Source organism: Streptomyces sp. CT34 (assembly GCF_000805335.1).
GTDB lineage: Bacteria > Actinomycetota > Actinomycetes > Streptomycetales > Streptomycetaceae > Streptomyces.
This window is the reverse complement of sequence record NZ_KN708638.1, coordinates 2279449-2306403: the sequence shown is the minus strand read 5'-3', so window position 1 is coordinate 2306403 and position 26955 is coordinate 2279449. Positions and strand designations below refer to the sequence as shown.

The window sequence follows — 26955 nt, the reverse complement described above, 5'->3', positions numbered from 1 at the left end:
CTGGCCATGACCCCATTGAACCAGACAGCCGTTGTTCTGTCCTTCACACCACCTCCGCAGTGACGCGATCCTGACGCACGCCGGCCGCACCACCCGCGGGACCGGCCAGGTCGCGCCGGCGACTGCCCTTCCCCGCACCGGAGTTGACCGTCAGGCCCGCCCCGCGGCGCCGCACGCGCCGGCCGAAACCCGCCCCGGTGGCCCCTGTGGCGCCCATCACCACCCCGAGCGCCAGCGCCGCCAGATGCCCCGCGTCCGTGAACGTCCGGCCGCGGCGGACCACCGGCACGGCGAGCGACACCAGCAGCCCGCCGACCGCCGCCCGCCGCACGCCCCGGTGCGGGACCGTCGCCGCGAGGGCGCCGAGCGTGGCGCAGAAGCCGTAGCTCGCCCCGACGTCGACGGCCCGCGCGGTGCCGTCGGGACAGCCGCCCGGCCGGGCGCGCAGGCCCGCGTACACCAGCAGACCGGCGCCGATGTGCCCGGCCGCGAACACCCCCGCGGCGCGCCCGGCACCCCAACGGGCCTCGGCCGTACCGAGGGTGGCCAGCAGCGCCGCGCCGTACGCCACCGGCAGCGGCTTCTCCACGAACGCCGCGCTGGTGGCGAGGGTGCCCCACCGGCCGCCCCGCAGATTGGCGACATTGGTGGAGTGCGCGCGCAGCAGCTCCGCACGCCGCCGCCCCGGCAGCCGGCCGGTGGCATACGCCCCGAGCTGCACCACCCCCACATACAGCGGTGCCGCCCACGGCAGCGCCCCGTACCGCACCGCCCGCCCCCGCGTCCGCACGCCCGGTCCCTCCGCTCCGCTCAGTTCCCCGCCGGCAGCCGCCTGCGCCAGTCCAGCGGGGTGATCTCGATGACCGTGTCCGGATCGCCGTCCCACGCCACCGCCAGACCGGCGCCGGTCAGCGCAGCCGCCACCGTCCGCCCGACCTCGGCGCGGTCCGCCCCGGAGTCCTCGTACGCGCCGTACCGCACCGCAAGACCGTATCCCCCGGCCGCCGCGGCGGTGTCCTGGTGGTGGAAGAAGACGAAACCGCGGTCGGCCGCGGCGCGCTCGGCGCCGATCTCGCCGAGCGCGCAGGTGCCGCAGCAGGTGAAGTGCATCCGGGCGGTGAGCCCCTGCGCGTCCAGCGCGGTGAACGCCCGCTCGACCCGGTCGGCGTCCGTCACCTCGGGCCACTCCGCCTGCTCGGCCAGCCGCCGCTCCCACAGGCCCGCGACGATCCGTCGCGCCTCGTCCCGGGTCACCGGCGTCTCCTCGGGATCGAACGCGTCGCACACGCCCTGCACGACGTCCTCGAACGGCCGGAAGCCGGACCGGATGTCCTCAAGGGCCCGCTCCTCGGCCTGCTCACGGGTCTCCGGGGCCAGACCGGGCGTGGAATACAGGTCCGCCGGCCGCCAGTCGAGCGCCGTGCGCCAGGTCCCGGCACCGCGCGCCCACGCCAGGAAGACCGCTATGACCTCATCGGCGTCGGCGGTGGCGGCCGTGAAATGCCGCTCCGGCCCGCCGTCGCGGAACTCCACGGCGTACGGCCCGTCGCCCTCCCGCCAGGTCTGCACGAACCTCTGGTCCTCGGCGGGCAGCCGCTCGACGACGACGAAGTGGTCGCCCTCGGCGCCGATCCGCCGCAGCAGGGCGGTCAGTTGGTCCGCGGTCGGCCGCGCGACGGCCGGCCCGCTCTCGGTCTTGGCGGTGATCGCAAGCATGACCCCAGCGTGCCACCCGCCACTGACAGCCGGCCCCGCGCGCCCGCACCCGCCGGCCGCCGGTCGCGGCCATGCGAAAGGGGCCGGACCCGCCGGTCCGGCCCCACCTCGCGACTGTGCCACCGCACTCCGGGCGCCGGCGTCACACCTGCTCGCGGCGCTCCAGTTCCGTGCAGCAGGTGTCCACGATCAGCCGCGTCACCACGTAGGGGTCCACATTGGCGTTCGGCCGCCGGTCCTCGATGTAGCCCTTCTTCTCGGCCTCGACCTGCCACGGGATGCGCACCGAGGCACCGCGGTCGGAGGGGCCGTAGGAGAACTCGTCCCAGGGGGCGGTCTCGTGGGCGCCGGTCAGCCGCTCCTCGATACCGGTGCCGTACTGGCGCACGTGCTCCAGCGGCTTGCCGTCCGCGCCCAGCGCCTCGCAGGCGGTGATGATCGCGTCGTAGCCCTGGCGCATCGCACGGGTGGAGAAGTTGGTGTGCGCGCCCGCGCCGTTCCAGTCGCCGCGGGCCGGCTTGGCGTCCAGCGACGCGCTGACGCCGAACTCCTCGGCCGTACGGTGCAGCAGCCAGCGCGCCACCCACATGTGGTCCGCGACCTCCAGCGGCGGCAGCGCGCCCACCTGGAACTCCCACTGGCCGGGCATGACCTCGGCGTTGATGCCGGACAGGCCGAGACCGGCCGCCAGGCACCGGTCGAGGTGCTTCTCGACGATCTCCCGGCCGAAGATCTCGCCGGCGCCGACACCGCAGTAGTAGCCGCCCTGCGGGGCCGGGAAGCCGCCCTCGGGGAAGCCCAGCGGGCGCTCGCCCTTGAGGAAGGTGTACTCCTGCTCGATGCCGAAGATCGGCTCCTGCGCGGCGAACCGCTCTGCCACCGGGCGCAGCAGGGCCCGGGTGTTGGAGGAGTGCGGCGTGAGGTCGGTGTTCAGCACCTCGCACAGCACCAGCAGGTGGTCACCGCCGCGGATCGGGTCCGGGCAGCTGAACACCGGCTCCAGCACCAGGTCCGAGGAGTGGCCTTCGGCCTGGTTGGTGCTGGACCCGTCGAACCCCCAGCGGGGGAGCTTGCCGCCGTCCGTCAGGATCTTGGTCTTGGAGCGGAGCTTGGCGGTCGGCTGGGTGCCGTCGATCCAGATGTACTCGGCCTTGATGGTCACGGGGTCCTCTTATACGGGTCGGTGCGGGTACGCGTGCGGGCGTACCGCTGCACTCTGGCAACAGGCCGTTTCCCGTCCATTGCCCGTATGTGAACCACAGGTTACCCAGTCGGACATCCCCTGATTCTGCGACAATTCACCATATATCGCACGGCCATTTCCGAACTCCCGTACACCGGTGCCGAATTGGCACCCGGCCGCCGCCTGCGGCGCGGCACACGCCCGTATGTACCCCGGCCCGGAGGGGGTGGTGTGCCGCCGGACAGGCCCGTGGGCCGTCCCGTGCTCATGCGTCACCGGTCATCACCACATGCCGATATTGGTCATGGAAGGCATGAACGAACCGGCCTACCGTCGGAGGTGCCGGAGGCCGCCCGTACCTGGCCGTCCCGCCCGAACCCGCACCGCACCGTCCGCACCGAAGGAGCCCCGCCATGGCCGACGCCCCCGCCCCCGCCTTCACCAGCTACGTCGACACCGTCCTGGCCGCCCTCGCCCGCGACCCGGCCCGCGCCGTCCTCACCCCCGCCGACGGCCGCCCCGACGTCACCGCCGGCGCCTTACACGCCACCGTGCACCGCATGGCCGCCGTCCTCGCCGCTCAGGGGATCGGCCGCGGCGACACCGTCTCCCTCCTCAGCGGCAACCTCCCGGAGGTGCTCGCCGCCCGGTACGCCGCCAACCTCATCGGCGCACGGGTGGTGTTCCTCTACGACGGCATGGCCGCGGAGACCCTGGCCCGTATCGCCGAGAGCGTGGAGACCGCGCTGCTGGTGGTCGACCCGGCGCTGTGCGGGGCCGCGTACGAGCTGCTCGGCCATCTCACCGGCCGCCGCCCGCAGATCATGACCCTCGGCCCGGTGCCCGGCCCCTCAGGGGAGCCGGATCCGGGCGCGGACCCCGGTACGCCGGACGGCCGGGCGCCCCTCGGCCCCGACCTCCTCGCCGCCTGCGCCGCGCTCCCCGCCACCCCCACCGTGGCCGGCGCCGCCCGCCCCGAGGACGACTGGTGCATCCGCCACACCGGCGGAACGACCGGTATCCCCAAGGGAGTCCGGATGGCGCACGCCCCGTTCGTCGGGCTGCTCGGCAGCCTCCGCCTGGAGGGCGCCGGCGATCCGCCCCGCCTCCTGGCCTGCACCTCGCTCGCCCACCTGGCGGGCATCATGGCCGACCTCACCCTCGTGGACGGCGGCAGCGTCGTCCTGCACCGCAGCTTCGACCCCACCGCCGTCCTGGCCGCCCTCGCCCGCGAGCGCATCACCCACCTCTGGCTGCTGCCCCCGCTCCTCTACCGCCTCCTCGACGACCCCACCCTCCCCACCACCGACCTCAGTTCCCTCACCCGCATCACCTACGGGGGCTGCGTCGCCTCCCCGTCCCGGATGCGCCGCGCGGCAGAGGTCTTCGGCCCCGTCCTCTACGGGTGGTACGGCCAGTCCGAGGCGATGTCCATCACCGAGGCGGGCCCCGGCGACCACACCGACCTCGCCACCGACGGCCCGATGACCGTCGGCCGCCCGCTGCCCGGCGTCACCCTCGCCATCCGCGACGCCGACGGCCGGGACCTGCCGCCGGGGGATCCGGGCGAGATCCACGTACGCTCCGCCGGCGTGATGTCCGGCTACTGGAAGCAGCCCGAACTCACCGCGCAGGTCCTGCGCGACGGCTGGGTGCGCACCGGCGACGTCGGCCACCTGGACGTCGACGGCCGCCTCTACCTCGTCGACCGCCTCAAGGACGTCATCATCGTCGTGGGCGGCCACGTCCACCCCACGGAGATCGAGGACCTCCTCCACACCCACCCCGCGGTCGCCCACTGCGCCGTCTACGGAGTTCGCACCCCCGACGACACCGAGGAGGTACACGTCGCGGTCGTCCCCGCCCCCGGCCACCTGACCGACGAGGTCTCGCTGTCCGCCCTCCGCGCCTACGTCACCGCGCACAAGGGAGCCCTCTACGCCCCCGCCGCCGTCCACGTCCTCGACACCATCCCCCTCACCCCGGTCGGCAAGCCCGACAAGAAGCGGCTGCGCGCGACGGCCGCTACCACCCCCTGAAACCCGCTCCCACGGGCCGCGCCCGCGCCCCTCAAATCCCCCCCTGGCCAGGGGCTTTTGTCAGTGCCCGGCGGTAAAATGGGAACCAGTCAGTGAGGGTTCTCAACGCTCCAGGAGGTCCGCCGGATGGCCGCAGCCGCACTCATGACGAAGCCTCTCCCGACCCACCCGCTGCCCAGGAAACCGCTCCCCGCCGGATGGCCCCGCGAGCGGTACGAATCCCACAACCGCCGCCTGAAGGCGATGCGCCTGGCGATAGCCCTGCTCGACACCGGCGTCTACCGCCCCGAGCACGCCACCAACGGCAAGATCCGCTCCACCGCCCTCGCCATCGGCGTCCACTACCCCTCCGACACCACCTGCCGCCTGGTCCGCGCCCTGATCTACGACAACTGCTGACCCTGCCGATCGCAGCCGGCCCGGGACCCCACGCGCTCGGGCCGGCCGCGCCGTGCGCGCGGAGCGCGGAATCGGTCAACGACCACAGGGACGGTTGCCCCGCGGGCGCGGGTAATCGTCAACTCCCCCTGCCGCGGCGTCCACAAGGAAGATCTCGCTCCGTACGGCCCGGCCGCCGGGGCACACACCGAAGCGCGGTGACGATGCCTCGCTCGGAGGTACCGCCACCGCGCTTCACGCGTCAGCTACTGCTCTCGTTGGTCGTTGGTCGCGCCCGGAGCCTCTTTTTGCTGCTTCCCGTTTGCTTTCGCGGAACGTGCCGAAGTGACCAGGCGGGAATCGTGCCTCGTGAATCCACCGGCGGGAATCTCCTTCTTCCCTCTGGTGTATTCATGAAGGTCGGAGGGCACGGTGGTGAAAGGTCTGCGAGAACCTGCGCTTGCTGGATGCACCGTAAACGCAGTTCCGACTTCGGTGAGCTCGGACCATTCGATGCCGCGGATCGAATGTGTCCACTTCTCCACTGCGATCCACTTCGCCACCCTATCGGTGAGAATTTCGAGAGTGAACTCGATCTCGTCCTGAATCACCGGGTCGTCCCAGCGGGTATCGAACACGACGTGTTTACTGGTGCTGGACCGTGGCAGGAGCACGAACGGCGCAGCGTCGCCCAGGCTGGCCTTGTCGATCCAGGTGAATCGGTCGGCTCCGTGCTTCCGGTAGAGAACAGAGTCGACTTCGGAATGGGCCGAGAATATTTCGTGAGCACCGGGGATCGGCAGTAGCGGATAGCGAGCGACCATTCGAATCCCAAGCACCTTGCCCACTCGTGCTCCAGTGTTCGATATCGTCACTCGGCAATCAACCTGAGGTATGTACCAGCTGGTATCGGACGATTTGATCTGTGAGATCCGGAGCTGCAGGGGGCCTGCGACGGCCACGGTCTTGAATTTCGCCAAATGGCTTTGCCAGAGAGTGGCCAGCGAGATGACAAGTGCCAATGAAGAGATGACGGCGAGAATGGCTTGTGCCTTCACTTCCCAACTCCCCGGAGTGGGTACGCCCACGAAGCGGCCGACAGCGTCCTGCGATTCTCGCAGGCGAGGGGGCGAGCATGCAGCGAAACGAGCGAGGAGGTGTCAACACTCCGGACGCATGCGGGCAGGGCGGCACCACTGCGCATCAGCGAAGAAGGGCCGTCGGGCGTGCCCTTCCTCCGAGGGAAGAGCACGCCCGACGGCCCACAGACGGCCCAGGGGAGCGGAAAACCGCTCTGACCTGCGGCGATCTTAGATGTCGAAGTAGAGGCGAGAAACGGTCCTGACCTGCGCAGACTGGCCCTCGGTGGGAAGGCGGGTGCACATCGGGTGCACACCGCAGGGAAGGTAAGCCACCGAGGGGATTGATGTGGTGCTGCAGCGCCAATGCTGCAACCTGCTGTTCGCAGCGGCGCATGTGCTCGGTCCTAGCACTCGGCTTCCTGCCTCTTCCCCAGGTTGTACGGATGATTCAGAAGCGACCTCATTTGTCAGTGCCCTGTGCGACAGTCAGCCCATGGGTGAGAAGTGGTCCACTGACGAGACCGGACTGACGCAGACGCTGCAACAGATGAAGCGCTACGCACCCGACGGTGACTACTTCGCGCTTACGCTCGGGGTCAACCGACGAGGGCGCCCCTTCTGGTCGGCGCAGACCCATTGGGTGGCTTGGTCTGAACGGCATCCCGGCTGGGAGATACGTGCTGCCAGCTTGATAGATCCTGCGGGCATGGCAAGGGCATGGACCGAAATGGGGCAGGGCTGGGTATCGGTCCATGACGACACCAGCTTGGCCATGTATCTAAGGATCGGCGGGAACGCACTTGTTGAGAAGGGCTTGGCCGAGTCCCGCCTCCCCGAGGCAATCGCGCCCCGAGAGTGCATGCGCGACGGTGCAGTTGAGGTCGGTGGGTTCGGTTTCGTCGGAACAGGGAAGCTACCCGACGAAGCCGTGAAGCGCCGTGCGCCTACCCGGAAGCTCCGGATGCAGGTACTCAAGCGGGACAACTACCGCTGTGTGGTGTGTGGCCGCAGAGCTACCGATCACACTGATCTAGAGATCCATGTGCACCACCTCGTCCCATGGCGGATGCACGGGCCCACAGCAGAGGAAAACCTGGTCACGCTCTGCGGTACGTGTCACAAGGGCCTGGATCCGGACTTCGAGCCATCTCTACGTGAGCTTGCGGGGCTACCTGGCAGGTCCAAAATCCTGGACGTAGACAACTCCGAGTTCTATGCGGAGGTAGAGCGCTACCGGGAGTTCGTAGGGCGCGCTCTTTCGGGAGCGCCGGAACCCGCAGAGGACAGTCCGTAGACGGCACATAATCTCCAGGGCTATCGACGAGAGGCTGGTCTGAGCAGCAGCTCAGACCAGCCTCTCGTCGTAGTCGGCATCGCCGGATTCACGCTGCCAGCCGGTAGCGCTGCCCGATCGCCTTGCGGGCTTTCTCCACCGCGCCCTTGACGCGATGCACGTAGCGGCGCAACGTGAACGCCGGATCCTCGTGGCCGAGCAGGTCGGCGAGCGTGTAGACGTCCACGCCCTCGTTGATCGCCTCCGAGGCGAAGAGGTGCCGGAGGGCGTGCATCATCTTGTCCCGGCAGGGCTCCCACCTGCGGCGTTTGCCGGTCGGCTTCTCGTTTACAGCCTCGATAGCGCCAATTGCCTCAAGGGCCGCCTTCCAGAGGTAGTTGAAGTAGTTCTTGTTGAGCGCCTTGTGCTCGCGCGTTGTGAACATGAGCCGCACGGTGACTAGTTCGCCGTCTTTCTCCAGCCACGGCAGCGTGACCTTAACCGGAGGGAACTCCCGCATGTGCTCGCGCAGCAGTGTCGCTAAGTCCTCGTCGAGCGGGACGTAGCGGTCTTTCGTATCGTTCTTGGTGCCGCCCTTGGGAGGGGCGAAGACGAGCGTGCCGCGGTGGTGCGTGATCTGTCGGCATATGTGGACGGTCTTGTCGTCCTCCGACCAGTCCACGTCGTCCGGGCTGAAGCCGAATATTTCGCCCTGCCGCATCCCGAGTCCACGCCCGCAGTCGACCGTGGCTTGATACCGGTCAGGCAGGTGCTTGCGCAGAGCGTCCGTCTGCTCCCAGGAGAGCGGCACGTCCTTGGCTGACTTCTTCGACCGCCTGGGCTTCACGCGCTTGACCGACCCGGTCTCGCACGGGTTCTTCGGGATCAGGTCGTCGTCCACTGCCATGGCGAGGATCGACGAGAGGTGGGTGAAGATCAGGCCGACGGTGGTCTCGTCGAGCACCTGAAGCCGGCGCTTGATCCAGGTCTGGATGGTGGAGGGCTTGATCTGCCGCAGCTTGAGGTCTCCCAGTGGCTCGATCATGTGGTTGCGGACACGGGACTCGTACTGGTGGTACGTGCGCGGGTTGTCGAACGTCTGGTTCTCCAGCCACTGCTTGGCCACCGCCTTGAGTAGCGTGTCGCCCTTCTTCGGTGCTATGTACGTACCGTCGTCGACAGTCCCCAGCATCCGCGTCAGGTGCTGCCGGGCATCCTCATACCGTTCGAAACTCTCGCTCTGCTGCTGCCCATCGGGGTCACGCCAGCGTGCCAGCCAGCGTTTTCCGCGCCCATGCTCGCGGGATGGCACCTTGCCATGGGCCCTGCACTTTTCCTCGCCCGGCTTCGGCCGCTTTTTGTGCCAGCGGTCGTAAGGCTCAGCCACGGTGACCCGTTTCCTGGGCGGCACCTGATGGCACCAACAGAGTCATGGGAGAGATACCAAAGGCCGCTGCGATGGTGACGAGGTCGTCGACGTCGCAGCGTCGGCGGATCCGCTCGATTCGAGAGATCGCGGTATGGGACAGCGGGCGGTCTAGCTCGGCGACGAGGGCGGCGAGCTGGCGTTGGCTGACGCCGCGAGCGAGGCGGAGACTTTCGATGTTGTCGGCGGTTTGGATTCCGGTGGGGCCGATTTCGACGGGGCGTTTCGACATGGCGGTGTTGTAGCTCGTGTTCCCGGGTTTGGGGAAACCGGATTTCCGCTGTATAAGGAGGCGCCCTTCGCGTCGCGTGAGTGCTGTCGCTGTGCGTCTGGATGGTTACGGAATTGACGGCCGGGTTCTGTGCTATGTTCCCGCGCCCTGTGCCCGAATGGGGCTTCCGGTGACTCGTCACACCTCCATGGCCTGGCACTTCAGGCAGGATCCGGTGATAGGCGGAGCTCACCAGCAGGGTGTAACGAAGCTGACATGACGAAGTGGCCTGGTCGCTCTCGGCTACGTGGAATATGGCTCGCTCTCCTGATTGGCGGTTCGGCTCCGCGGCTTTCGATGTCCTGTGTGGACGCCGTTTGGTACGGCCGTGAATTCTCTGCAAGATGGCGCTGGATGTTGCGGAAGATGCGTGGCTATGTTGGCCACGCCGCCCGCCCAATTCAACGAAGGGAACGCGAATGAAGCACACCGAGTCTCGCCAGGATGCCGCCAAGGACCGTCGCGCGCTGGCGAGTCCGCAGGAGATCTCCGACTACCTCGGCATCCCGGTGCGGACGCTGTACCAGTGGAAGTACCGGAGCACCGGCCCGAAGGTCCACAAGGTCGGCAAGCATCTGCGCTACCGGTGGACGGAGGTCGACGCATGGCTCCAGACCCAGTCCCTGGATCTGGTCGCCTGAACCTCCGGACGACGAAGAGGCCCCCGGCGCGTCAACGCCGAGGGCCGAAGAGTCCCCAACCACCCGCCCGTACCTGAACGATGACGACGGTGGTGCGATGCCTCCATGCTTCGTACCACCGGGTGAGGAACGTCCTTGAACCACCCTATGACGGCGCACCCCGCCGCCGCATCCCACCAATCCACGTGGCCACCGGTCGCGATCCCCGGTCAGGTCGGTGCCCACCGCGCTACAGGGCCCACCGGTGACCGGGATTCGCCGACCCCACCGGGCAGTGCAATGAGCGTCTCGGACACCGACGACACCCTGACCGAGAACCGGTCAATGGAGAACGCCGACTGTCCAGTCACCCCGTTCGTTGGCCCACTGACCGAGGGCGCTGACCTGCTGGGTGAACTGCGGTCAGCAATCGAGACGTTCGTAGTCCTGCCTCACCGGCAGGCTCTGGACGCGGTCACCTTGTGGGTGGCTGCAACGCACCTGCAGCCAGCCTGGCAGCACGCCCCGCGACTGGCGGTGGTGGGCCCGGCGAAGCGGTGCGGCAAGTCGAGGCTGCTGGACGTGCTGCACGAGACCGTCCACGACCCGTTCATCACGGTCAACTCGACTCCGGCGGCCATCTTCCGCTCCATCACCGCCAACCCGCCCACTCTCCTGGTGGACGAGGCGGACACCATCTTCGGCAGCCCGAAGGTGGCGGAGAAGAACGAGGAGATGCGCGGTCTGCTCAACTCCGGTCACCACCGCAACCGGCCGACCACCCGGGTCGCGGGAAATGACCACCAGCCCACCAAATTCCGCACCTTCGCGATGGCTGCCCTTGCTGGTATCGGTGACCTGCCCGACACGATCATGGACCGGTCGGTGGTCATCCGCATGCGCCGCCGTGCACCGGGGGAGAGCGTGCGGCCCTACCGCTCACGCCGCGACACCCCTGCCCTCAACGCCTTGCGGCAGCGGCTGGCGGCCTGGCTGGGCCCGCACCTGGAGGAAGCTGCTGACTCCGAGCCGGTCATGCCGGTCGAGGACCGCGCGGCTGATACCTGGGAGCCGCTGATCGTCGTCGCCGATCTGGCGGGAGGCCCCTGGCCCGCTTGGGCCCGTACCGCCTGCCAGACGATGACCGCGTACGAGCAGGGCCAGGAGGAGGACCACGGTGGGCTGAAGATCCGTATCCTCACGGACATCCGGCAGGTCTTCGCCTCCTACGGCAACCCCGACGCGCTGCCAACCGAGAGCCTGCTCGCCGCCCTGCGAGCCGACACGGAAGGGCCTTGGGCCGAGTACGGCAACGGCGGGCTGAGCGCACGCGGCCTGCAACTCCTGCTGGCCGACTACCAGATAAGGTCCGCCAACCACCGCTTCGGAGACATCGGTCAGCGCAAGGGCTTCTCGCGCAGCCAGTTCACCGACGCCTGGATACGCTACTGCCCTCTACCAGCGCGCACTGCCCCGTAACCCGGCCTCACTCGTCCCACTCGTCCCCGTGCAGGTCAGCGCGGGGACGACTCTCTGCGTGGGACGAGTCCACCCGTCCCGCGTATCGGACCGATCGTGCGCCGATACGAGTCGACTCGTACCACCGGATGCGACCCTCCGCGCCCTGACCAGGTATGCAACGGGTGGGACGGGTGCAAGGCCGCCCGGCACGGAAAGCGACGCGACCGCCACGCCCCCAACCCACGCAGCAAGCTGTAGCTTCCGAAACTCCTCCGCAGCCCGTGGCCGCGGAGGAGTTTCGGAAGCGCATGCCCCGCCCGGGAGGGGAGGGGAAGCCTGGCACCAGGGGGCGCCGGACGTGGAGGCAGCGACCCGGGGCGGATCGCAGCGAGGAGGGCACTGCTCAGCATCTCGCCGTGGCTGCGGTCGCTGCATCGCGGAACGGCTTCCCCATCGCCCACTTCCGCACCGTGGCCAAGTGCTCTGGCAGCAGCCCGATGTACGGATCCGGCTGGACGAGCAAGGTAGGGATGCCGCCGGCATCGCGTTCCACCGCCCATTCCTGGTCGAGGTCCGTGAAGTCGTCGTCGATCCAGGCGACCGCCGCGTCCGCGAGCCAGGCATCGACGTGGTCGCGTTTCCACAGGTAGCCGTTGGGATGGCTGGTGGTGATCTGCGGACGCGGCAGGTCGACGTACGGCAGGGGCGGGAGGCCGAGGAGCGGGCCGATCAGGGTGGTGGCGTCCTGGCGCCAGCTGGTGCACCAGACCGGGGTGACCAGGCCGCTCCGGATCACGTCCATGAGCAGGGGGTCATGGGCAGGGTTGAGCCAGACCGTGACCGAGTCGTCGGCGCTACGGCCAGCGGGGACGACGTCGTGGCGGGCGTGAGTCGGCGGGGTGGTCCCGTCAGCGGTGGGGAAGGGTATGAAGACGCCATCGATGTCGAGGAGCAGGTAGGGCAGGCGCATCGGTTCCTCCGTAGGGAGCCGGGGCGGGGTCAGAGTTTGCGCGCGCTGATCAGCAAGGTGGTGGGCCGACGGCCGTTGCGGGCGTCGTGGAACTCCTGGGCCGAGGTGGGCCAGAGGCCCGCCCGAATGAGGTGCTTGTCCCAGCGTTCGGCGTCGAAGTCCCAGCGGGCGATCGGGAGCCGGGTGCGGTCGGGGAGGGTGACGAAGTCGCGGCGAGGCCGGTCGCCGCTGGAGGGGCTGCTTCCGCCGCGCTGGGGATGCGGAATGGAGAAGGCGAGGGTGCAGCCGGGCTTGAGGCGCTGCGCGATGGCCGGCAGCAGGAGCTCGGGGGCGAAGAGGCCGATGGCGCCGAAGACCGAGTAGATCGCATCGAACTGCTCGTCGGACGCCTGCAAGTAGTGAAGCGCGTGTCCGGCGACGAAGGTGAGGTTGTCCAGTCGTCCGTAGTGCGAGCGGGCTCGGCGAATCTGAAGGCCGACGAGGTCGACGCCGGTGACACGGGCACCGTGGCGGGTGGCGAGACACGCGGCGTTGTGACCAGGCCCGCAACCGAGTTCCACCACACACTTGCGGCGCAGGTCGGGGCCGAGGATCTCAGCGCCGGGGCCGTTGCCACGCCGTGTGGTCCACTCCACCCGCGCGGGCACGGCCAGCGGCTCGGCAGGCTCGGCCGCGGTGCGTTGCAGCGCGTGGGCGTACCACGGAGAAGCCTGGGCGAGCACCTAGACCGCCAGGAGATGGAGGACGTCGGTCAGGTGACGGCGTACGGTCCTGATGTACGCGGGGTCGTGGACGGGGCAGTTGATCCAGCGGATGGACTGCTCCATGAACCACTCGACGGCCCACATGCGGTGCCAGCCCAGCGCCCATTGTTCAGCCGGAAGCCCACCGCGCTCGGCGAGGGCTTCGGGGGTTCCGCCTTCGGTGACGTATGCCTCCAGAAAGATGCGCAGGCGTACGGGGTCGGGGTCATCGAGGGTGCCGTGGTAGCTGGCCAGGTCGAGCAGGCCGGGGCCGGTGAAGGCGCGGGCGAAGTCGAGCAGCCGCCAGCCGCGCTGGCCGATGTGGAGGCTGGTGGGGTGGAACTCGGAGTGCACCCAGCCGAACGGGGCGAGTGTGGCTCCGGCCGATCGGGCCTCGGCGGCCTGGGCAAGCTGGTCGAGGGAGTGCTCGATGTCGTCGGTGTCCTGCCAGCGCTCTTCCTTGCGAAGCCGGTCTAGATGGTCCAAGGCTCGGTTCGGCAGTGCCCGCAGAGCCTCCCCGCCGAGGACGGGCAGGGCGGGTGCGGTCGGAGTGCGGTGAAGGACCACCGCTGCGGCGGCTCCGTCGAGGTCGTCGGCTTCACGGATGGGACTGCCGAGGTCTTCCAGCAGCATCCCGAGCCAGTCGCCCATGACCGCGGAGGCGTGCACGATGGGCACAGGAACACCAAGCGTGTGTGCCAGTCGGAGGACCTGGTCCTCACTGTCGAACGGCCTCTTAGCGTACTTGAAGATGCGCGTGGTGCCGTCAGGGAAGGAGAGCCGCTCGACGCCGGACATCGACCACACCCGGACCTCGGTCCGTTCGGGCTGTGTCTGGCCGGTGATGGTGAGCAGGTCGTCCAGGAGTGCGGCGTTGAGGTTCGCGTCCATAGGAGCTCCAGTGCTGTGGAGGCGTCCGGGGCGGGCGCGAGAGCCGGCCCGCCCCGGAGCCTGGTCGTATGGGGTTATGCGGGATCGGTCGCTCGGTGGGCGTAGATCTGCTCGATCCATCCGGCCTTGAAGGCCGCGAGGTCGTCGCGGAAGGTGGCCATCGAGGCACCGTAGGGCGCCACGACGCCGCCGGACTGGTCCGGCACGGACTGGCAGCCGTGCACGAGCCGTCCGCCGAGGGCGGCGTGGGCCTTGATGGACTCGATGCGGCGGTGCTCGTTGAACCAGCCGCCGTGGTAGACCTCGTCGAGCAGCCCGCCCATACTCGTCGTTCAGGTCGAAGACAACCGAGGTGGCGGCAGGGAAGAACCAGCAGGGGCCGACGTTGGAGATGTGTCCGTCCAGCTCGACCTTGTTCAGCGCCATCAGCGTGGCCGCCTCACGCAGCATCCGCAGATGTTCAGCGGTGATCTGCGGCAGGCCGAGGCCGGCGAGGTGCTCCTCGCGGAACAGGCACGCGTACACCTCGTACGCGGTGGCCAGAACCCGGGCTGCGTCAGAGGTGGACTCGCTGTGGGCCTTGATGAAGTCCAGCGCAAGCTGCTCGACCGCGCTCTCAGTCGTCTCCTGAATGTCCAGGAGCTGGGACTTGACCAGCTCCCAGTCGGCGACGAGCCAGGTGTGCGACTCGAAGCGGAAGAAGTACTCGGCCGGGTCGATGGTGATGCGTCGGCCGTCGACCTGGATGCCAGGCAGGCGGCTCCAGCGCTCGTCGAATGCTTCGGGCAGCTCGACCGCAATGGCCGTGATGTCGATGGTGGTCACCGTGTCTCCGTCTCTGATCGGCCGGAATCAGGCATAGGTATGCCCGAACCCGGTGTAGGCGTACGGAACTTCGGGAAGCCACCCGGACCAAGGGGGAAGCCTGGATTACGGTCGGGCCGTTCCGGGCGGCTGATGTTCAGTGAACCTGTCGTTACGCGCAGTGGGTACGGTGAGAGGCAGTCGGAGCGGTATACGCGGTTTACAGCCCCGGGGCGGAGGCGGTCTTGGCAGCGCAGAGAGAACCCAACTCCCGTCTGCGCGAGACAATCGATGCGACCAGGTGCACGTATGAGGCGCTGGCGAAAGATGTCCGTCGCGTCGCCGCGGAAAACGGCGAGATCCTTCAGACCAACAAGTCGGCCGTCTCCCACTGGGTGAATGGCACCCGCCAGCCCACCGGCCGTACCGGCCAGTACCTCGCCGAGGCACTCTCCCGCCGAGCGGGCCGCACCATCACCCAGACCGAAATCGGCCTGCGGGCGCCTGTGACAGAGGCGACGGACGAGCCGGACCCTGTTCTCGCCGCCACCGACCTGGGCCGCGCCGACGTCGAACGCCGCCGCTTCCTCGCTGTGGCTGCCTTCACCACCGCCGGCGTCGCCATGCCGCTCGCATACGACCACGAGGCCACCGCTCGTATGCTCCGCACCCGTACAGGCAAGGCCATTGCCGGCGTGGAGGACGTGGACGTCGTACGCCAGATCACCGCAGCCTTCAGCGCAGCCGACGAACGCCTCGGTGGCGGTCACGGACTGACCACTGTCACCGCCTACCTCGCCGACACCGCCGCACCCATGCTCCGCGGACGCTTCCCCAGCGAAGCCTTACGCCGCGCTGCCTTCAGCGCGGTCGCCGAACTCGCCTACCTGGCAGGCTGGAAGCACCACGACCTCGGCCAGGAAGGCGCCGCCCAGCGCTACTACCAGGTCGGCTACCAACTCGCCTGCGAAGCCGACCCCCACGGTCACGCCGCCTGGATGATGCGCGCCCTCGCCCACCAGGCCCTCAGCCTCAAACAGCCCCACCACTGTGTCGACCTCGTCGAAGGTGCTCTCGCCCGCGGTCTCGGCCACGTCGACGGCCAGACCGAAGCGCTCCTCCACATCACCCACGCCCGCGCCTACGCCGCTGTCGGCGAGAAAAATTCCGCAGCCCGAGCCCTACTGGCCGCCGAAGACGCCCTGCTCCGCGATGACCGCCCCCAGCCCAGCTTCTCCCGCGTCAGCGGCCCGGCCGCCGGCACGGTCGCAAGCCATACCGCCCGCACTCTGACTGATCTCGCCGACCACATCGGCACCGAACAGCAGCACCGCGACGCCCTCGTCCGCTGGGACCCCGAAAGGTACAAGCGCGTCCACGCCCTCACCTACGCCGACCTCGGCGACAGCCTCGCCGCCCAGGCTCGCGCCGACGAGGCGGTCGCCGCTTGGTCCCAGGCTCTGACCCTCATGGAGGGCATGACCTCGGACCGCACCCGCAAGGCCATCACTTCACTGAGATCGACCCTTGCCATCTACCAGCGGCGCAAAGTACCCGGAGCCGCCGAACTCGCCCGCCGCGCATGCGAGGCGCTCGCCTAACATGCCCACCAACCCGGCCGACGAAGGGACCACCGTGGCTCAGCCGACAACCGACGACCAGCCCAAAGCCCTCAAGCCCGCGCTCGAATCCATGACCCTGCTGGTAGCCGCCGTCATCGTCCACGACAAGGCCACCAATCGCGTCGTCCTCCTCCAGCGCAGCCGGAGTGCAAAATTCGCCCAGGGCATGTGGGACCTCCCCGTCGGGAAGAGCGAGCCCGGTGAGCCAATCACCGAAACCGCCATGCGTGAGCTGTACGAAGAGACCGGCCTGATCGTGAAGGCCGAGTCTTTGAAAATAGCCCATGTCATCCACGGTGCTTGGGGCGTGGAAGCTCCCAACGGCTTCCTCACCGTCGTCTTCGCCACTCACGAGTGGACCGGCGAACCCGAAAACCGCGAACCACGCAAGCACGCCCAGGTCTGCTGGGTCGACACCGATGCCATTCCCGAGAACTTCGTCGACACCACAGCCAGCGCCCTTCACCGATATTTGCGGGGAGGTCCGGAAGTTTCCCTTGACGGTTGGGAATAGCAGGCGCGAAGCTGTCGTCAGACGGAGGAAGCGATCCAGCGAGCCATCGCTTCATAGGCGTTCAGTGTGCGAGTGTCGTACGGTCCGAAGTCATCGCGGCAGTCGTCGCCGAGCTCTTCGTAGAGGGCTACTGCTCCGCGTGCATCACCCGACTCGCCTGTTAGCTCTGCAAGATTCATCCGGGAATCTACAACGGCCGGATCGGTATAACCGTTGGACATCTGGAGTTTCCTGATATGTCGTTCCAGCCTCCGAATTCGATCCACGTAGTCCGGGTTTACGTGAGGAGTGCCGGAGAGAACCAGTGCGCCGTCATGCGTCTCGGGGATGTATTCAACCTGATGGATAAGGCGGGCAACAGTTAGCGCATCCGGGGGTCTTTGGTCGGGTTCTTTGGCAAGTAGCCGCAATGTCAGATCGTTTAGTTCTTCGGGAATTCCAGGGCGAACATCTTGAGGGGCCGATGGTGTGTTGCGTACGTGCATATCGGCGATGACGTATGGAGCGGTTTCGCTGCTTCCAAAGGGCGGGCGGCCGGTCAACATCTCGTACAGAACGCAACCTAGGGAGTACAAGTCGCTGAGGTGGTCACCTGGTCGGCCCAGACAGCGCTCAGGTGAGGCGTACAGCCATGTGAGTCCCACACCATGGGTGACAGTCACGTCGAGGAGCCGGGCAAGCCCGAAGTCTACGAGTTTCACGTCACCCCGCTCAGTGATCATGATGTTGTCCGGTTTGATGTCTCTGTGGACGACTTCGGCCTCGTGCGCGTCCGCCAATCCCTCGCACGCCTGGGCACTCCAGCGCGCCGTCTGCTCCAGCGTTAAGGCGTTTCCCGCACCCATGTAACTGGTCAAGGGGCGCCCGTCGACGAGTTCCATGACCAGATGAAACCTGTCATCTTCTTCACCCTGGTCGTGCACGGTGACCACATAGGGGCTGCTGACCCGAGCCATCGCGCGTGCTTCCTGCAGGAACTTCCGGGTCATCTGCTCGGTGAGGTTGACCTGGTTGCTGGCATGGCGGCGTAGCCGGTCCAGAGCAAGAAATTTGATGGCTACTGGGCGGTCCAGCTGGCTGTCGTGGGCTAGCCAGACGTCGCCCATACCGCCACTCCCAAGGCGGTGTTCAAGTCGATACCGGTTTGCGATGCGTTTCCTGTCCACGTCACTCTTCCGGCTGTGAGTTCAGCTGGTCTCCAGCTGCTGGAGACCAATCGTTCCAGTGGGTAGCTGCAGTGAGACCGGCCCGCCACTGCTGGAAGAGCCGAGTGTGCTGCCCAAGTGCCTTTTTCAACTCCGCCGTACTCTCGGCCCGTCGGCGGGTTCCATCCTCTCTCAGTTGGTGCTGGCGGAATGGCACGTGAGCCACTCCCCACACTGCATAGGTGAGCAGTAGGACGGTGAGAACCTTGGTGAGGCTGCCTGCCGCTCCGTGAAGGAAGACCGCCAGCACGGCACAGGCTGCGGCCATGGTGAAGCACGTGAGAACCCGTGGCCACATTGGTGCGACAGAGCCGATGACCGCGATGGTCCGTCGCTCCAGATGCTTTCGGAGGTCGTTGACCGCTTGTTGCCTGGAATCAGGCGCCGTTGGCGCCGTTGGCACCTGGCAGGACCAACCGTCCACAGTGAGGGTGAGGTGCTCGGGAAACAGTGACTCGGACTGTTCTTTCATGGCGGTGACTGCCGGACGAAGGCTCGGCATGGCACTGTGCAAGGCCAGGAGTCTGGCGGGGTAGCCGAGGCGTACTGTTCCGGGTTCGAAGACGGCTCGTTCGAGGAGGGCCTGGAAGTCGATCGTCTCTGGCTCCTTGGCTGCTTTGAAATCTGCAGCGGCCGCCTCGGTGTCACCTCCGTGCTCGATGATTGCGCGCAATCGCTCCATCTGCTCATGCATCCGGCTCTCATCGGGGTCGAGCTGGCTTATGAGGTGGTTGAGAGCGATATCCGTGCCATGACTCCCGTTTGTGGTCGGCGGGCTGTCGGAGTACTGCGCGCGCAGATAGTCGAGGGTGCCCTTAACCGCTGTTGCCGTATGCCACCCCTCTTCTGCCTCTGCCCACTGCGTCCCACACAGTTTCCGTAGGGCGTCGAATTGCCCGGAGCTGTCCGCGCCCTGGTCCAGCATCCAGGGCTGCCAGCGGGTCAGGTCCGCCAAGGCACTGTCCGAGGGGGAGAGACTGAAGGGCCGGGCGCTTCCCTCTCGGTCCCACCGGGTCATTGCCTGACGGGCGTAGGTCAGCGCCTCGATTCCCAGCTCGGCGCCGGCGACTGCATCGAGGACGACGCTGAACTCTTGGCCCAAGTCTGAGGGGTCGAGCCCGGTCAGATAGCGGTCCATCCAGCGGGCTGCCTCACTCTGCCGTTTCTGGCGCGAACAGGTCAGCGCAAAAAAGAGCGTCGCCTTGGCCTGGTCGAGGGTCAGGGCGTGCCCGCGGGCTCGGGTGGTGCGTTCAGTGTCGCGGCTGTACCCAGCGGCGACCGCCACGACAGCGGGGGCGAGCCAGAAAGTGGGCTCCAAGAGCAGCTGCTCCTGGCTGCACGCTTCGATCGTGCTGGTGTCCACAACTCCTCGTGCCACGGCGTCTTCGGTCAGTGCATGTGCCAGCCCCCGGGCTAGGGCGCGGATCCGCCGCCGCTCGGCGAACCTTGCTCCCCATTCCGTGGTGAGCCGCGACAACTCTGCCTGAGCGTTGGCCACAATCTGATCCCTGCCGTAACGCTCCACGAAGGAGTTGAGAACACGGTGGGTGTCCTCGGTGGTCGTCCTCACTGCCTTCACCGCAGCTTGTGTCTGCGACAGGTTGGCCGAAAAATTGGCCACCTTCCCGGTCAGTTGACCGATGGCTGCCTGCATGCCCGTGAGCCCGTGCTCAAGGTTTTCACTGTGGCGATCTTGAGCTGTGCGAAGTCTCGCGACCTCGTCCTCCAGCTTCCTCACCGTGTCGCTGAGCTCCCCCAACTGCCCGTCCAGGTGAGCTGGTTCATGCATGAATCCCCCTGAAGTGCCTGCGTGCCACTCCGTCTACTCAGACCGCTCCTATTATCCGGACAGCGCGGCCCGGAGAGCCTTACTCTGGGCCAAGATGGCTAGTGAGCGTTCAGGGGGGATCGTGGGGGAGGGTGCAGGTCCGGTAAGCCAGTTGTTCTTCGGTCGGGACGACGCGGAGAACGATCTCAAGGATGGCTTAGAGGTCGCGCAGATAGGCGCCCAGTCATGGTCGGCGTCGAGGGCGTGTGTCCCGGTGACAGGTGTCTGACTGCTGTTGCACACGTGGCATGTTGGGGACGCGCGCTGGGTAACGGCCAGAACGGGATCCACGCCTTACTGGGTATGACTCGGCTTCCGTCTCATCTGTCTGGCCGGTTCGGTCCAAGCGTGTTGCGAAGGTGCTGACCATGGCCGCTCACCTCAGCTTGTATCGAGCAGTTGACACAAGCCTCTGATGGCGGCATCTTGTGCTTACTGCTTGCTACAAAGCGGCTTGCGCAGCAGCGCCCGCTACCACTGAGCACAAGCCACCCGGCCATCACCACTCGCTGAGGTCCCCGTATGCCCGACACCGTATCCCCGCCCGCCCCCCGTCACCTCGCCGACCGCTACGCCCGCTGGGCCGGTCTGGCCGTGGGCGCCATAGCCGCACCACTGTGGGCCACCACGGACATCAGCAGATTCGGCAACGATTACGGCTTCGACGTGCCCTTGGTAAGCGCCGTCATGGCTTTCGGTCTGTGCGCGGTGGGCGGCGTCCTGCTCGGCGACGCCCTCACCCCTCGTCCCCAGGAAGCGGTACGCACGGCCGGCCTCACCCCGCGCCGGGTCAAAGACCTCGTGCCACCCCGCATCACCGTCCTGCTCCTCCTTGAGGCGGTACTCCTCGTCTTGCTGGTGGGGATCGGGGCTGCGAAAGCCTCCCCCGACGCCATACACCGGGCTGTCGCTGTCGCCACTCACAACGCTGCTTGCGACGGTGTACCCAAAGCACCTGTCAGCCTTTGGCCCGGCATGTTTTACGGCAACCAGATCCTTGTCTCTCTCGCCATCGGAACCACCGCCTGCGCCTGGGCCCTGCGCCGCATCGCCCACCGCCCGGGCGACGACCAGCAGCGCCGCAACCGCTCACGGGCCATCACCGCAGGCTGGGGGATGCTGGCCTCGGGCCAGCTGCTGGCCGTCCTGTTGATGATTGCCAGCTTCCTAACGAACACGAGCTGCGAGGGAACACTGGGCACCGTCACGGCCCTGGTGATCTACCCCACGGGCCTGCTGGCCCTGGTCACCCTGGCATGGTCCCTGTTCACTCTGGTGGCGCCCCGAGCAGTCCGACGATGACCGGCCCTTCCGTCCGCGTCGACACAGCCAGCCCGGTTCCGCCGTACGAGCAGATCCGCACCCAACTCGCAGCCCTGATCGTCACCGGCCAACTGACCGAGGACGAACGCCTGCCCACCGTGCGTCAGCTCGCTGCCGACCTGGGCCTGGCACCAGGCACCGTGGCTCGCGCCTACCGCGAACTGGAGGCCGCCGAGCTGATCCGCACCCGCCGTGGCGCAGGCACTCGGGTCGCGGCACTCCCGTCCGAACGAATGCACCCCAACGCAGAGCAACTCGCCATGCTGGCACGGAACTTCACATCAGCGGCTCGCGCTCTCGGCGCCGACACCCAAGCCATCCTGACCGCCGTCCGCAAGGCTCTGGACTGAGAGGCCGCGCAGACAGTCAACGGGTGGGGCCAGCTACCAGAAGAGACAGGCACAGGTTCCGTGAACATGAAGTTGCGACGCTCTGTGATCACGGGAGACCTGTGCCTGCGCTACCGTCATGGCTGACCGAACCACTGTGGGACCAATTCGCTGCCCTCTTGCCCCAGCGGCCCGAGTTCGATCCGGCCCACCCATTGGGCTGCCACCGACGCCGGATCAGCGACAGGATCGTGTTCGACAAGCTGCTGCAAGTCCTTCGCTTCGGCTGCTCCTATGAAGCGATCGCGGACTCCACCTGCTCGGCCACCTCGATCCGCAACCGCCGGGACGAGTGGATACATCTGGGGCTGTTCGCCCGGCTGAAGCAGATGGCGCTCGACGCCTATGACCGCATCGTCGGTCTCGTCCTCGATCAGATCGCCGTGGACGGAGCCATCACCAAGGCCCCTGGCGGCGGGGAAGCAGCCGGACGGTCACCGGTCGACCGGGGCAAGCAGGGCATGAAGCGTTCAGGCATGACCGACGGCTACGGCATCCCCCTCGGTCGCGTCCTGGCCGGCGCCAACTGCCACGACTCACCGCTTCTGGCCCCAACACTCGATCTCTTGGGCGAATTTGAGCCACTACCCGACGAGGTAACCGTGCACCTCGATGCCGGCTATGACTCGGCCAAGTCGCGCACCCTGCTCGGCGAGCGGGGACTGCACGGCCGGATTGCCCACAAGGGGACCAAGGCACCCGTCCAGGCCACCCGGCGATGGCATATCGAACGCACCCACGCCTGGCAGAACGCCTTCCACCGACTCGCACGCTGCTACGAACGACGAGGAAGCGTCATCGAAGCCTTCTTTGACCTCGCCGACACGATCATCACCGTCCGTAGCCTGATCCGCCGAGCCTGGACCACCCACCGCTGGGACACGCGTCCTCGACGCCGCCCATGACCGGACGCCTATCTGCGCGACCTCTTACTACGAGGCGCTGTGTTTCGGCCGAACTATGCTTACAGGGAGGCGCTTTCCGGACGAAAATCCTTGATCATCGGCCGCAAGGGTTCGGGGAAGAGTGCCATCTGCCAGCAACTGGCGACTCCGAACGGTCACCAGGGTGCCTCGATCTTGATCACACCAGATGATGCCGCCGGTGAAGAAATCCGGCGTTTCGAACTCCAAGGCGTCACAGCTGACACCGCCAAGGCCCTGATCTGGCGGTACGCTTTCGCGGTACACGCGGCACGTCACCTGGCTACCCACGCGCGTATCGCGCACGGTCGGCGTATACCCTCCTCTGTTCGCGCCCTGCGCGCCTTTTTGCGTGCGAACGGCGAGTCAGATGACGATCGCCTGTACGACAGGCTTCGGCGTGGGGCGAGTGGGCTCCAGTCGGCCACTCTGTCTCTCAAGGCCTTCGGGGTTGAGGCAGCCCTCGGCGTCAACGGCGCTTCTGAAGGAGCCACGGCCAGTCGGCAGCTGGAGGTACTCGAAGACGGTGTGGCCACTGCCTTCGCTGACCTCGGCTGCGCGAGTAGTCATCCTCCGCTGCTCTTCCTCGTTGACCAGCTTGAACAGGTCTGGACCGTCGATGCGGACAGTCATGCGCTTGTCACTGGGCTCTTGTTGGCAGCCAAACACGTGACAGGCCACTACGGCAGCGTGGTACGGACTGCGTTGTTCATCCGTGCCGACATCTATGACACCCTCAATTTCGGCGACGGCGACAAGTTCCACAGCGACGAGATTCGAATCGCGTGGACACACGAGGGGCTCAAGGATGTCGCTCTGGCACGAGCCTGTGCCTCCCTTGGGGCCGATCTGACCAGCGACGAGCTGTGGGGGCGGCTGTTCCCGCCGAGCGTCCGAGGAGAGCCGACCACTGAGTACCTCTTCAAGCGTGCACTGCCGCGTCCAAGAGACGCGATCCAGCTCCTCAACGCCTGCCGGAGCGTGGCTGACGAGCGGGGCGGCCCCACGATCACAGAGGACGACGTTCTGACGGCCACAGAACGCTTCTCTCGCTGGAAACTCCAGGACCTGGCCAAGGAGTATCTGGTCAACCTGCCATTTCTCCGGTCGTTGTTCCCGTTGTTCGAGAACACCGGATACGTGGTCATGCAGTCGGCGCTGGAGGCCCGATTTGAGACTCGACGGGACGTGCTGCACCGAGAGTTTCCCGCCTACACGGAGAGCCTGACTCCGCAAGGGGTGATCGACGTACTGTATGGGGCGAGTTTTCTTGGTGTGCGGCGCGGGAGTGACGTTGTTTATACGGGCGGCACCCAGGCGCCTCCGCTGCCCGGCGAGGACGAATTCCATGTGCATCCCTGCTTCCGGCCCGCGCTCAACAGCCTTGAATCTGTGGAGCTCCCCACCTTTCTGCCTGGTCAGAGGCGAAATGCCGTCGTGAGCCAGGCTGGTCTCGTGAACTACACCACGGGTTCCGATGTCGGACTGTCGATCAACCGAGACGTCCGACTGCTGGGCGAGGTAGTCGGGGCCTGTGAGCGGCTGTTACGCCAGCTGGTGCGATCAGGACTGCCGGAGGTCACACGCGAAGAGGTGCAGTTGCAGATCGGACGCGTTGTGGCGGCGGCCGGCGAGGCCCGAGCCCAGCTTGGAGGAAGGTATTCGCCGGACATACAGGACCACGTCTTGGCCGCCTCTGGCTACTTCGACAGACTTGCCGCGCAGCTCAGTACTCACGGTTTCCGCGACCGACCTGTCACTCGTCGTCTTGAGGACGAGGCCAGGGCTTTGATCCGATCGTTGGGTGGTGCGGCAGGCGGCGGAAGTGGTTCGGACTCGGCACCATGACCTGACAGTCCTCCATCTGGAGGTTCGGCGGTGCGGTGCGTATGTCCTTCAGGTAGGTGACGAGCGCCTTGACGGTGGCTCGCTTTCTTTAGCCTCCGGTTCACGCGTTATCGAGGTCGTCGTGTCCTTCCGAGGCTCCGGTTTGGCCGACGGTGCAGACGAAAATTTTTACTACCTCAATTGGTATCTGGAGTACACCGAGAACGGCCCCACCGCGCTCGCGTGGGGCGTGACGCAATGCCGAGCGGGGGCACGGGGCAGGCAGGAGACGTGCTGCCAGAAGAGCCAGGTGTCCGCGTACGGCAAGGCCAGCGACGCCCAGATTCGTTCGACAACTCAGCGGAAGACGCCCGGGCCAGAACCATGTTCGTGTCTCGCTCCACATGCAAGTCCCCGTTTCCGAAGGGCCATGCATCTAGCGTTCAGCTGACCGGAACTCGCGGCCTCACCTGATGCGATGGCGTAGCCGATAGGAAGACTCCCCGCAGGCAGAAGGGTTCCTGACGGCACGGGGCCGTGTTCTCACGAGGCACTTCTGAGGGCGTCTGTCGGCATCCAGCTCTGTTGGCCGCCTGGCCAGCAGCCGCGATTCGGATCCGAGTCAGCGGTGAGCGCCGCCACCTGCACGGGTGGCGGCGCTCAGGTTAAGCCTGACACCGCCTCAGGGAACAGGCCGGCCGGTGCACACACGGTGCACAAGGGGGCGGAAAACAGCTGTGACCTACGAGAACTCACGAGAAGAGTTTTCGCAGGTCACAGCTGGTTTTTCAGGCTTACGCCAAGGTCACCCGACCCCGCCTCTTAGATGTCGAAGTACAGCTCGAACTCGTGCGGGTGCGGGCGGAGCTGGATCGGGGCGATCTCGTTGGTGCGCTTGTAGTCGATCCAGGTCTCGATCAGGTCGGAGGTGAAGACGCCGCCCTGCTGGAGGTACTCGTTGTCGGCCTCGAGGGCGTCGAGGACGGCGGGGAGGGAGGTCGGGACCTGGGGGACGCCCGCGTGCTCTTCGGGGGCGAGCTCGTAGAGGTCCTTGTCGATCGGCTCGGCGGGCTCGATCTTGTTCCGCACGCCGTCGAGGCCGGCCAGGAGGAGGGCCGAGAACGCGAGGTACGGGTTCGAGGACGGGTCCGGGGCGCGGAACTCGACGCGCTTGGCCTTGGGGTTGGAGCCCGTGATCGGGATGCGCATGGCGGCGGAGCGGTTGCGCTGCGAGTAGACCAGGTTGACCGGGGCCTCGAAGCCGGGGACCAGGCGGTGGTAGGAGTTCACCGTCGGGTTGGTGAAGGCCAGGAGCGAGGGGGCGTGCTTGAGGATGCCGCCGATGTAGTAGCGGGCGGTGTCCGAGAGGCCCGCGTAGCCCTGCTCGTCGTAGAAGAGGGGCGCGCCGCCCTGCCACAGGGACTGGTGGACGTGCATGCCGGAGCCGTTGTCGCCGAAGATCGGCTTGGGCATGAAGGTGGCGGTCTTGCCGTTGCGCCAGGCGACGTTCTTGACGATGTACTTGAACAGCATCAGGTCGTCGGCGGCGGCGAGCAGGGTGTTGAACTTGTAGTTGATCTCCGCCTGGCCGGCGGTGCCGACCTCGTGGTGCTGGCGCTCGACCTGGAGGCCGGACTTCTCCAGCTCCAGGGTGATCTCGGCGCGGAGGTCGGCGAAGTGGTCGACCGGCGGGGCGGGGAAGTAGCCGCCCTTGTAGCGGACCTTGTAGCCGCGGTTGTCCTCGAGCGCGCCGGTGTTCCAGGCGCCGGCCTCGGAGTCGATGTGGTAGAAGCCCTGGTTCGCGGAGGTCTCGAAGCGGACCGAGTCGAAGACGTAGAACTCCGCCTCCGGGCCGAAGTACGCGGTGTCCGCGATGCCGGTGGAGGCGAGGTACGCCTCGGCCTTCTTGGCGATGTTGCGCGGGTCGCGGCTGTACTGCTCGCCCGTGATCGGGTCGTGGATGAAGAAGTTGATGTTGAGGTGCTTCTCCTGGCGGAACGGGTCCAGGCGGGCCGTCGACAGGTCCGGGCGCAGCGCCATGTCCGACTCGTGGATCGCCTGGAAGCCGCGGATCGACGAACCGTCGAACGCCAGCTCCTCGTCCGGGTCGAACGCCGCAGCGGGGATCGTGAAGTGCTGCATCACGCCCGGCAGGTCGCAGAAACGGACGTCGACGAACTTCACGTCCTCATCCGCGATGAACTTCTTCGCGTCGTCGGCGTTCTGGAACATCCAACTCCTCCTAGCCCGGTCAGCCGGCCGGCGACCCGGGGTTGCTACTCGGAGCGCGTCCATGTGCGGTGGCGCGCTTGCCCGACCATAGGCAGGCGGGATTTCTCAAGCATGACCCATTTGTTTCGCCGAGGTTAACCGGCACGCTGTCGCCCCCGTCTCCCAGTGTGCGCCCTCGGAGCCCCGGTGAGCCGGTGCGTTCGGCCCGCGACGGCCCTCGGCGAAGGGAACGTAT

23 protein-coding genes and 1 pseudogene are annotated in these 26955 nt (G+C 67.0%); 11 read left to right on the top strand and 13 right to left on the bottom strand.

Annotation, left to right across the window (positions count from 1 at the left end):
• Positions 1-43: 43 nt before the first annotated feature.
• The 3 genes from RZ84_RS10260 to glnII all read right to left on the bottom strand — a co-directional run bounded on the left by RZ84_RS10260 (position 44) and on the right by glnII (position 2878).
• A complete protein-coding gene (locus RZ84_RS10260) occupies positions 44-790 on the bottom strand; it encodes a rhomboid-like protein (RefSeq protein WP_241777644.1) in 747 nt (248 codons plus the stop codon).
• Between the two features lie 20 nt (positions 791-810).
• Positions 811-1716 carry a DUF6891 domain-containing protein gene (locus tag RZ84_RS10255; protein WP_043264064.1) on the bottom strand — a complete coding sequence of 302 codons (906 nt, stop codon included), beginning with the start codon at positions 1714-1716 and terminating at the stop codon, positions 811-813.
• A gap of 142 nt (positions 1717-1858) precedes the next feature.
• Positions 1859-2878, bottom strand: coding sequence for a glutamine synthetase (gene glnII, locus RZ84_RS10250; RefSeq protein WP_043264063.1), 1020 nt, complete (start codon positions 2876-2878; stop codon positions 1859-1861).
• Positions 2879-3312: 434 nt separating this feature from the next.
• On the opposite strand from glnII, the gene RZ84_RS10245 reads away from it, so the two are divergent.
• Together RZ84_RS10245 and RZ84_RS10240 are read left to right on the top strand one after the other, a co-directional pair.
• The gene (locus RZ84_RS10245) at positions 3313-4938 is read left to right on the top strand and encodes an AMP-binding protein (RefSeq protein WP_043264062.1); all 1626 of its coding nucleotides are present in this window, start codon (positions 3313-3315) and stop codon (positions 4936-4938) included.
• Between the two features lie 126 nt (positions 4939-5064).
• Positions 5065-5337 (top strand): hypothetical protein, encoded by a 273-nt coding sequence (locus RZ84_RS10240; RefSeq protein WP_043264061.1) that lies wholly within the window; start codon positions 5065-5067, stop codon positions 5335-5337.
• Between the two features lie 245 nt (positions 5338-5582).
• Here RZ84_RS10240 and RZ84_RS38845 read toward each other — a convergent pair whose 3' ends face one another.
• On the bottom strand, positions 5583-6374 hold the full coding sequence (locus RZ84_RS38845) for a hypothetical protein (RefSeq protein ID WP_157878794.1): 792 nt from the start codon (positions 6372-6374) through the stop codon (positions 5583-5585).
• Between the two features lie 517 nt (positions 6375-6891).
• On the opposite strand from RZ84_RS38845, the gene RZ84_RS40880 reads away from it, so the two are divergent.
• A complete protein-coding gene (locus RZ84_RS40880; protein WP_241777643.1) occupies positions 6892-7692 on the top strand; it encodes an HNH endonuclease in 801 nt (266 codons plus the stop codon).
• Positions 7693-7780: 88 nt separating this feature from the next.
• Here the strand turns inward: RZ84_RS40880 and RZ84_RS10230 are convergent, their stop codons facing one another.
• Together RZ84_RS10230 and RZ84_RS10225 are read right to left on the bottom strand one after the other, a co-directional pair.
• The gene (locus RZ84_RS10230; RefSeq protein ID WP_043264060.1) at positions 7781-9058 is read right to left on the bottom strand and encodes a tyrosine-type recombinase/integrase; all 1278 of its coding nucleotides are present in this window, start codon (positions 9056-9058) and stop codon (positions 7781-7783) included.
• Entirely contained in the window at positions 9051-9329 is a 279-nt protein-coding gene (locus RZ84_RS10225; RefSeq protein ID WP_043264059.1) for a helix-turn-helix domain-containing protein, read from the bottom strand. Before RZ84_RS10225 ends, RZ84_RS10230 begins: the two co-directional genes overlap by 8 nt.
• Positions 9330-9787: 458 nt before the next feature.
• Here RZ84_RS10225 and RZ84_RS36380 point away from each other — a divergent pair, with 458 nt between their 5' ends.
• The gene (locus RZ84_RS36380) at positions 9788-10009 is read left to right on the top strand and encodes a helix-turn-helix transcriptional regulator (RefSeq protein ID WP_078893664.1); all 222 of its coding nucleotides are present in this window, start codon (positions 9788-9790) and stop codon (positions 10007-10009) included.
• 324 nt (positions 10010-10333) lie between these two features.
• Positions 10334-11467, top strand: coding sequence for a DUF3631 domain-containing protein (locus RZ84_RS10215; protein ID WP_241778032.1), 1134 nt, complete (start codon positions 10334-10336; stop codon positions 11465-11467).
• Positions 11468-11852: 385 nt separating this feature from the next.
• On the opposite strand, the gene RZ84_RS10210 is transcribed toward RZ84_RS10215, so the two are convergent.
• From RZ84_RS10210 to RZ84_RS10195, 4 genes and pseudogenes are all read right to left on the bottom strand, one after another.
• Entirely contained in the window at positions 11853-12419 is a 567-nt protein-coding gene (locus RZ84_RS10210) for an HAD domain-containing protein (protein ID WP_052229858.1), read from the bottom strand.
• 29 nt (positions 12420-12448) lie between these two features.
• Positions 12449-13141, bottom strand: coding sequence for a class I SAM-dependent methyltransferase (locus tag RZ84_RS10205; protein WP_043264057.1), 693 nt, complete (start codon positions 13139-13141; stop codon positions 12449-12451).
• Positions 13142-14053 (bottom strand): phosphotransferase family protein, encoded by a 912-nt coding sequence (locus tag RZ84_RS10200; RefSeq protein WP_043264056.1) that lies wholly within the window; start codon positions 14051-14053, stop codon positions 13142-13144.
• Between the two features lie 74 nt (positions 14054-14127).
• Positions 14128-14878: pseudogene (locus RZ84_RS10195) on the bottom strand (hypothetical protein).
• A 224-nt stretch (positions 14879-15102) separates the two neighbouring features.
• Between RZ84_RS10195 and RZ84_RS10190 the strand changes: the two are divergent.
• Together RZ84_RS10190 and RZ84_RS10185 are read left to right on the top strand one after the other, a co-directional pair.
• Complete coding sequence (locus tag RZ84_RS10190) at positions 15103-16458, top strand: hypothetical protein (RefSeq protein WP_043264055.1); 1356 nt, start codon at positions 15103-15105, stop codon at positions 16456-16458.
• A 1-nt stretch (position 16459) separates the two neighbouring features.
• Positions 16460-16993: an NUDIX domain-containing protein gene (locus tag RZ84_RS10185; protein ID WP_043264054.1), complete on the top strand. Its 534-nt coding sequence runs from the start codon at positions 16460-16462 to the stop codon at positions 16991-16993.
• Positions 16994-17010: 17 nt separating this feature from the next.
• Here the strand turns inward: RZ84_RS10185 and RZ84_RS36375 are convergent, their stop codons facing one another.
• Both RZ84_RS36375 and RZ84_RS10175 read right to left on the bottom strand, forming a co-directional pair.
• Positions 17011-18159, bottom strand: coding sequence for a serine/threonine-protein kinase (locus tag RZ84_RS36375; protein WP_277816868.1), 1149 nt, complete (start codon positions 18157-18159; stop codon positions 17011-17013).
• A gap of 1 nt (position 18160) precedes the next feature.
• A complete protein-coding gene (locus RZ84_RS10175; protein ID WP_043264052.1) occupies positions 18161-19987 on the bottom strand; it encodes a hypothetical protein in 1827 nt (608 codons plus the stop codon).
• Between the two features lie 561 nt (positions 19988-20548).
• Here RZ84_RS10175 and RZ84_RS10170 point away from each other — a divergent pair.
• From RZ84_RS10170 to RZ84_RS10155, 4 genes are all read left to right on the top strand, one after another.
• Positions 20549-21328, top strand: coding sequence for a hypothetical protein (locus RZ84_RS10170; protein WP_043264051.1), 780 nt, complete (start codon positions 20549-20551; stop codon positions 21326-21328).
• A complete protein-coding gene (locus tag RZ84_RS10165; RefSeq protein WP_043264050.1) occupies positions 21325-21699 on the top strand; it encodes a GntR family transcriptional regulator in 375 nt (124 codons plus the stop codon). Before RZ84_RS10170 ends, RZ84_RS10165 begins: the two co-directional genes overlap by 4 nt.
• 101 nt (positions 21700-21800) lie before the next feature.
• Positions 21801-22643 (top strand): IS5 family transposase, encoded by an 843-nt coding sequence (locus RZ84_RS10160; protein WP_043264049.1) that lies wholly within the window; start codon positions 21801-21803, stop codon positions 22641-22643.
• A gap of 90 nt (positions 22644-22733) precedes the next feature.
• Positions 22734-24509, top strand: a complete 1776-nt coding sequence (locus tag RZ84_RS10155; RefSeq protein ID WP_241777642.1) for a P-loop ATPase, Sll1717 family — start codon at positions 22734-22736, stop codon at positions 24507-24509.
• Between the two features lie 801 nt (positions 24510-25310).
• Here the strand turns inward: RZ84_RS10155 and glnA are convergent.
• Positions 25311-26720: a type I glutamate--ammonia ligase gene (gene glnA, locus RZ84_RS10150; RefSeq protein WP_043264048.1), complete on the bottom strand. Its 1410-nt coding sequence runs from the start codon at positions 26718-26720 to the stop codon at positions 25311-25313.
• Between the last annotated feature and the right edge of the window lie 235 nt (positions 26721-26955).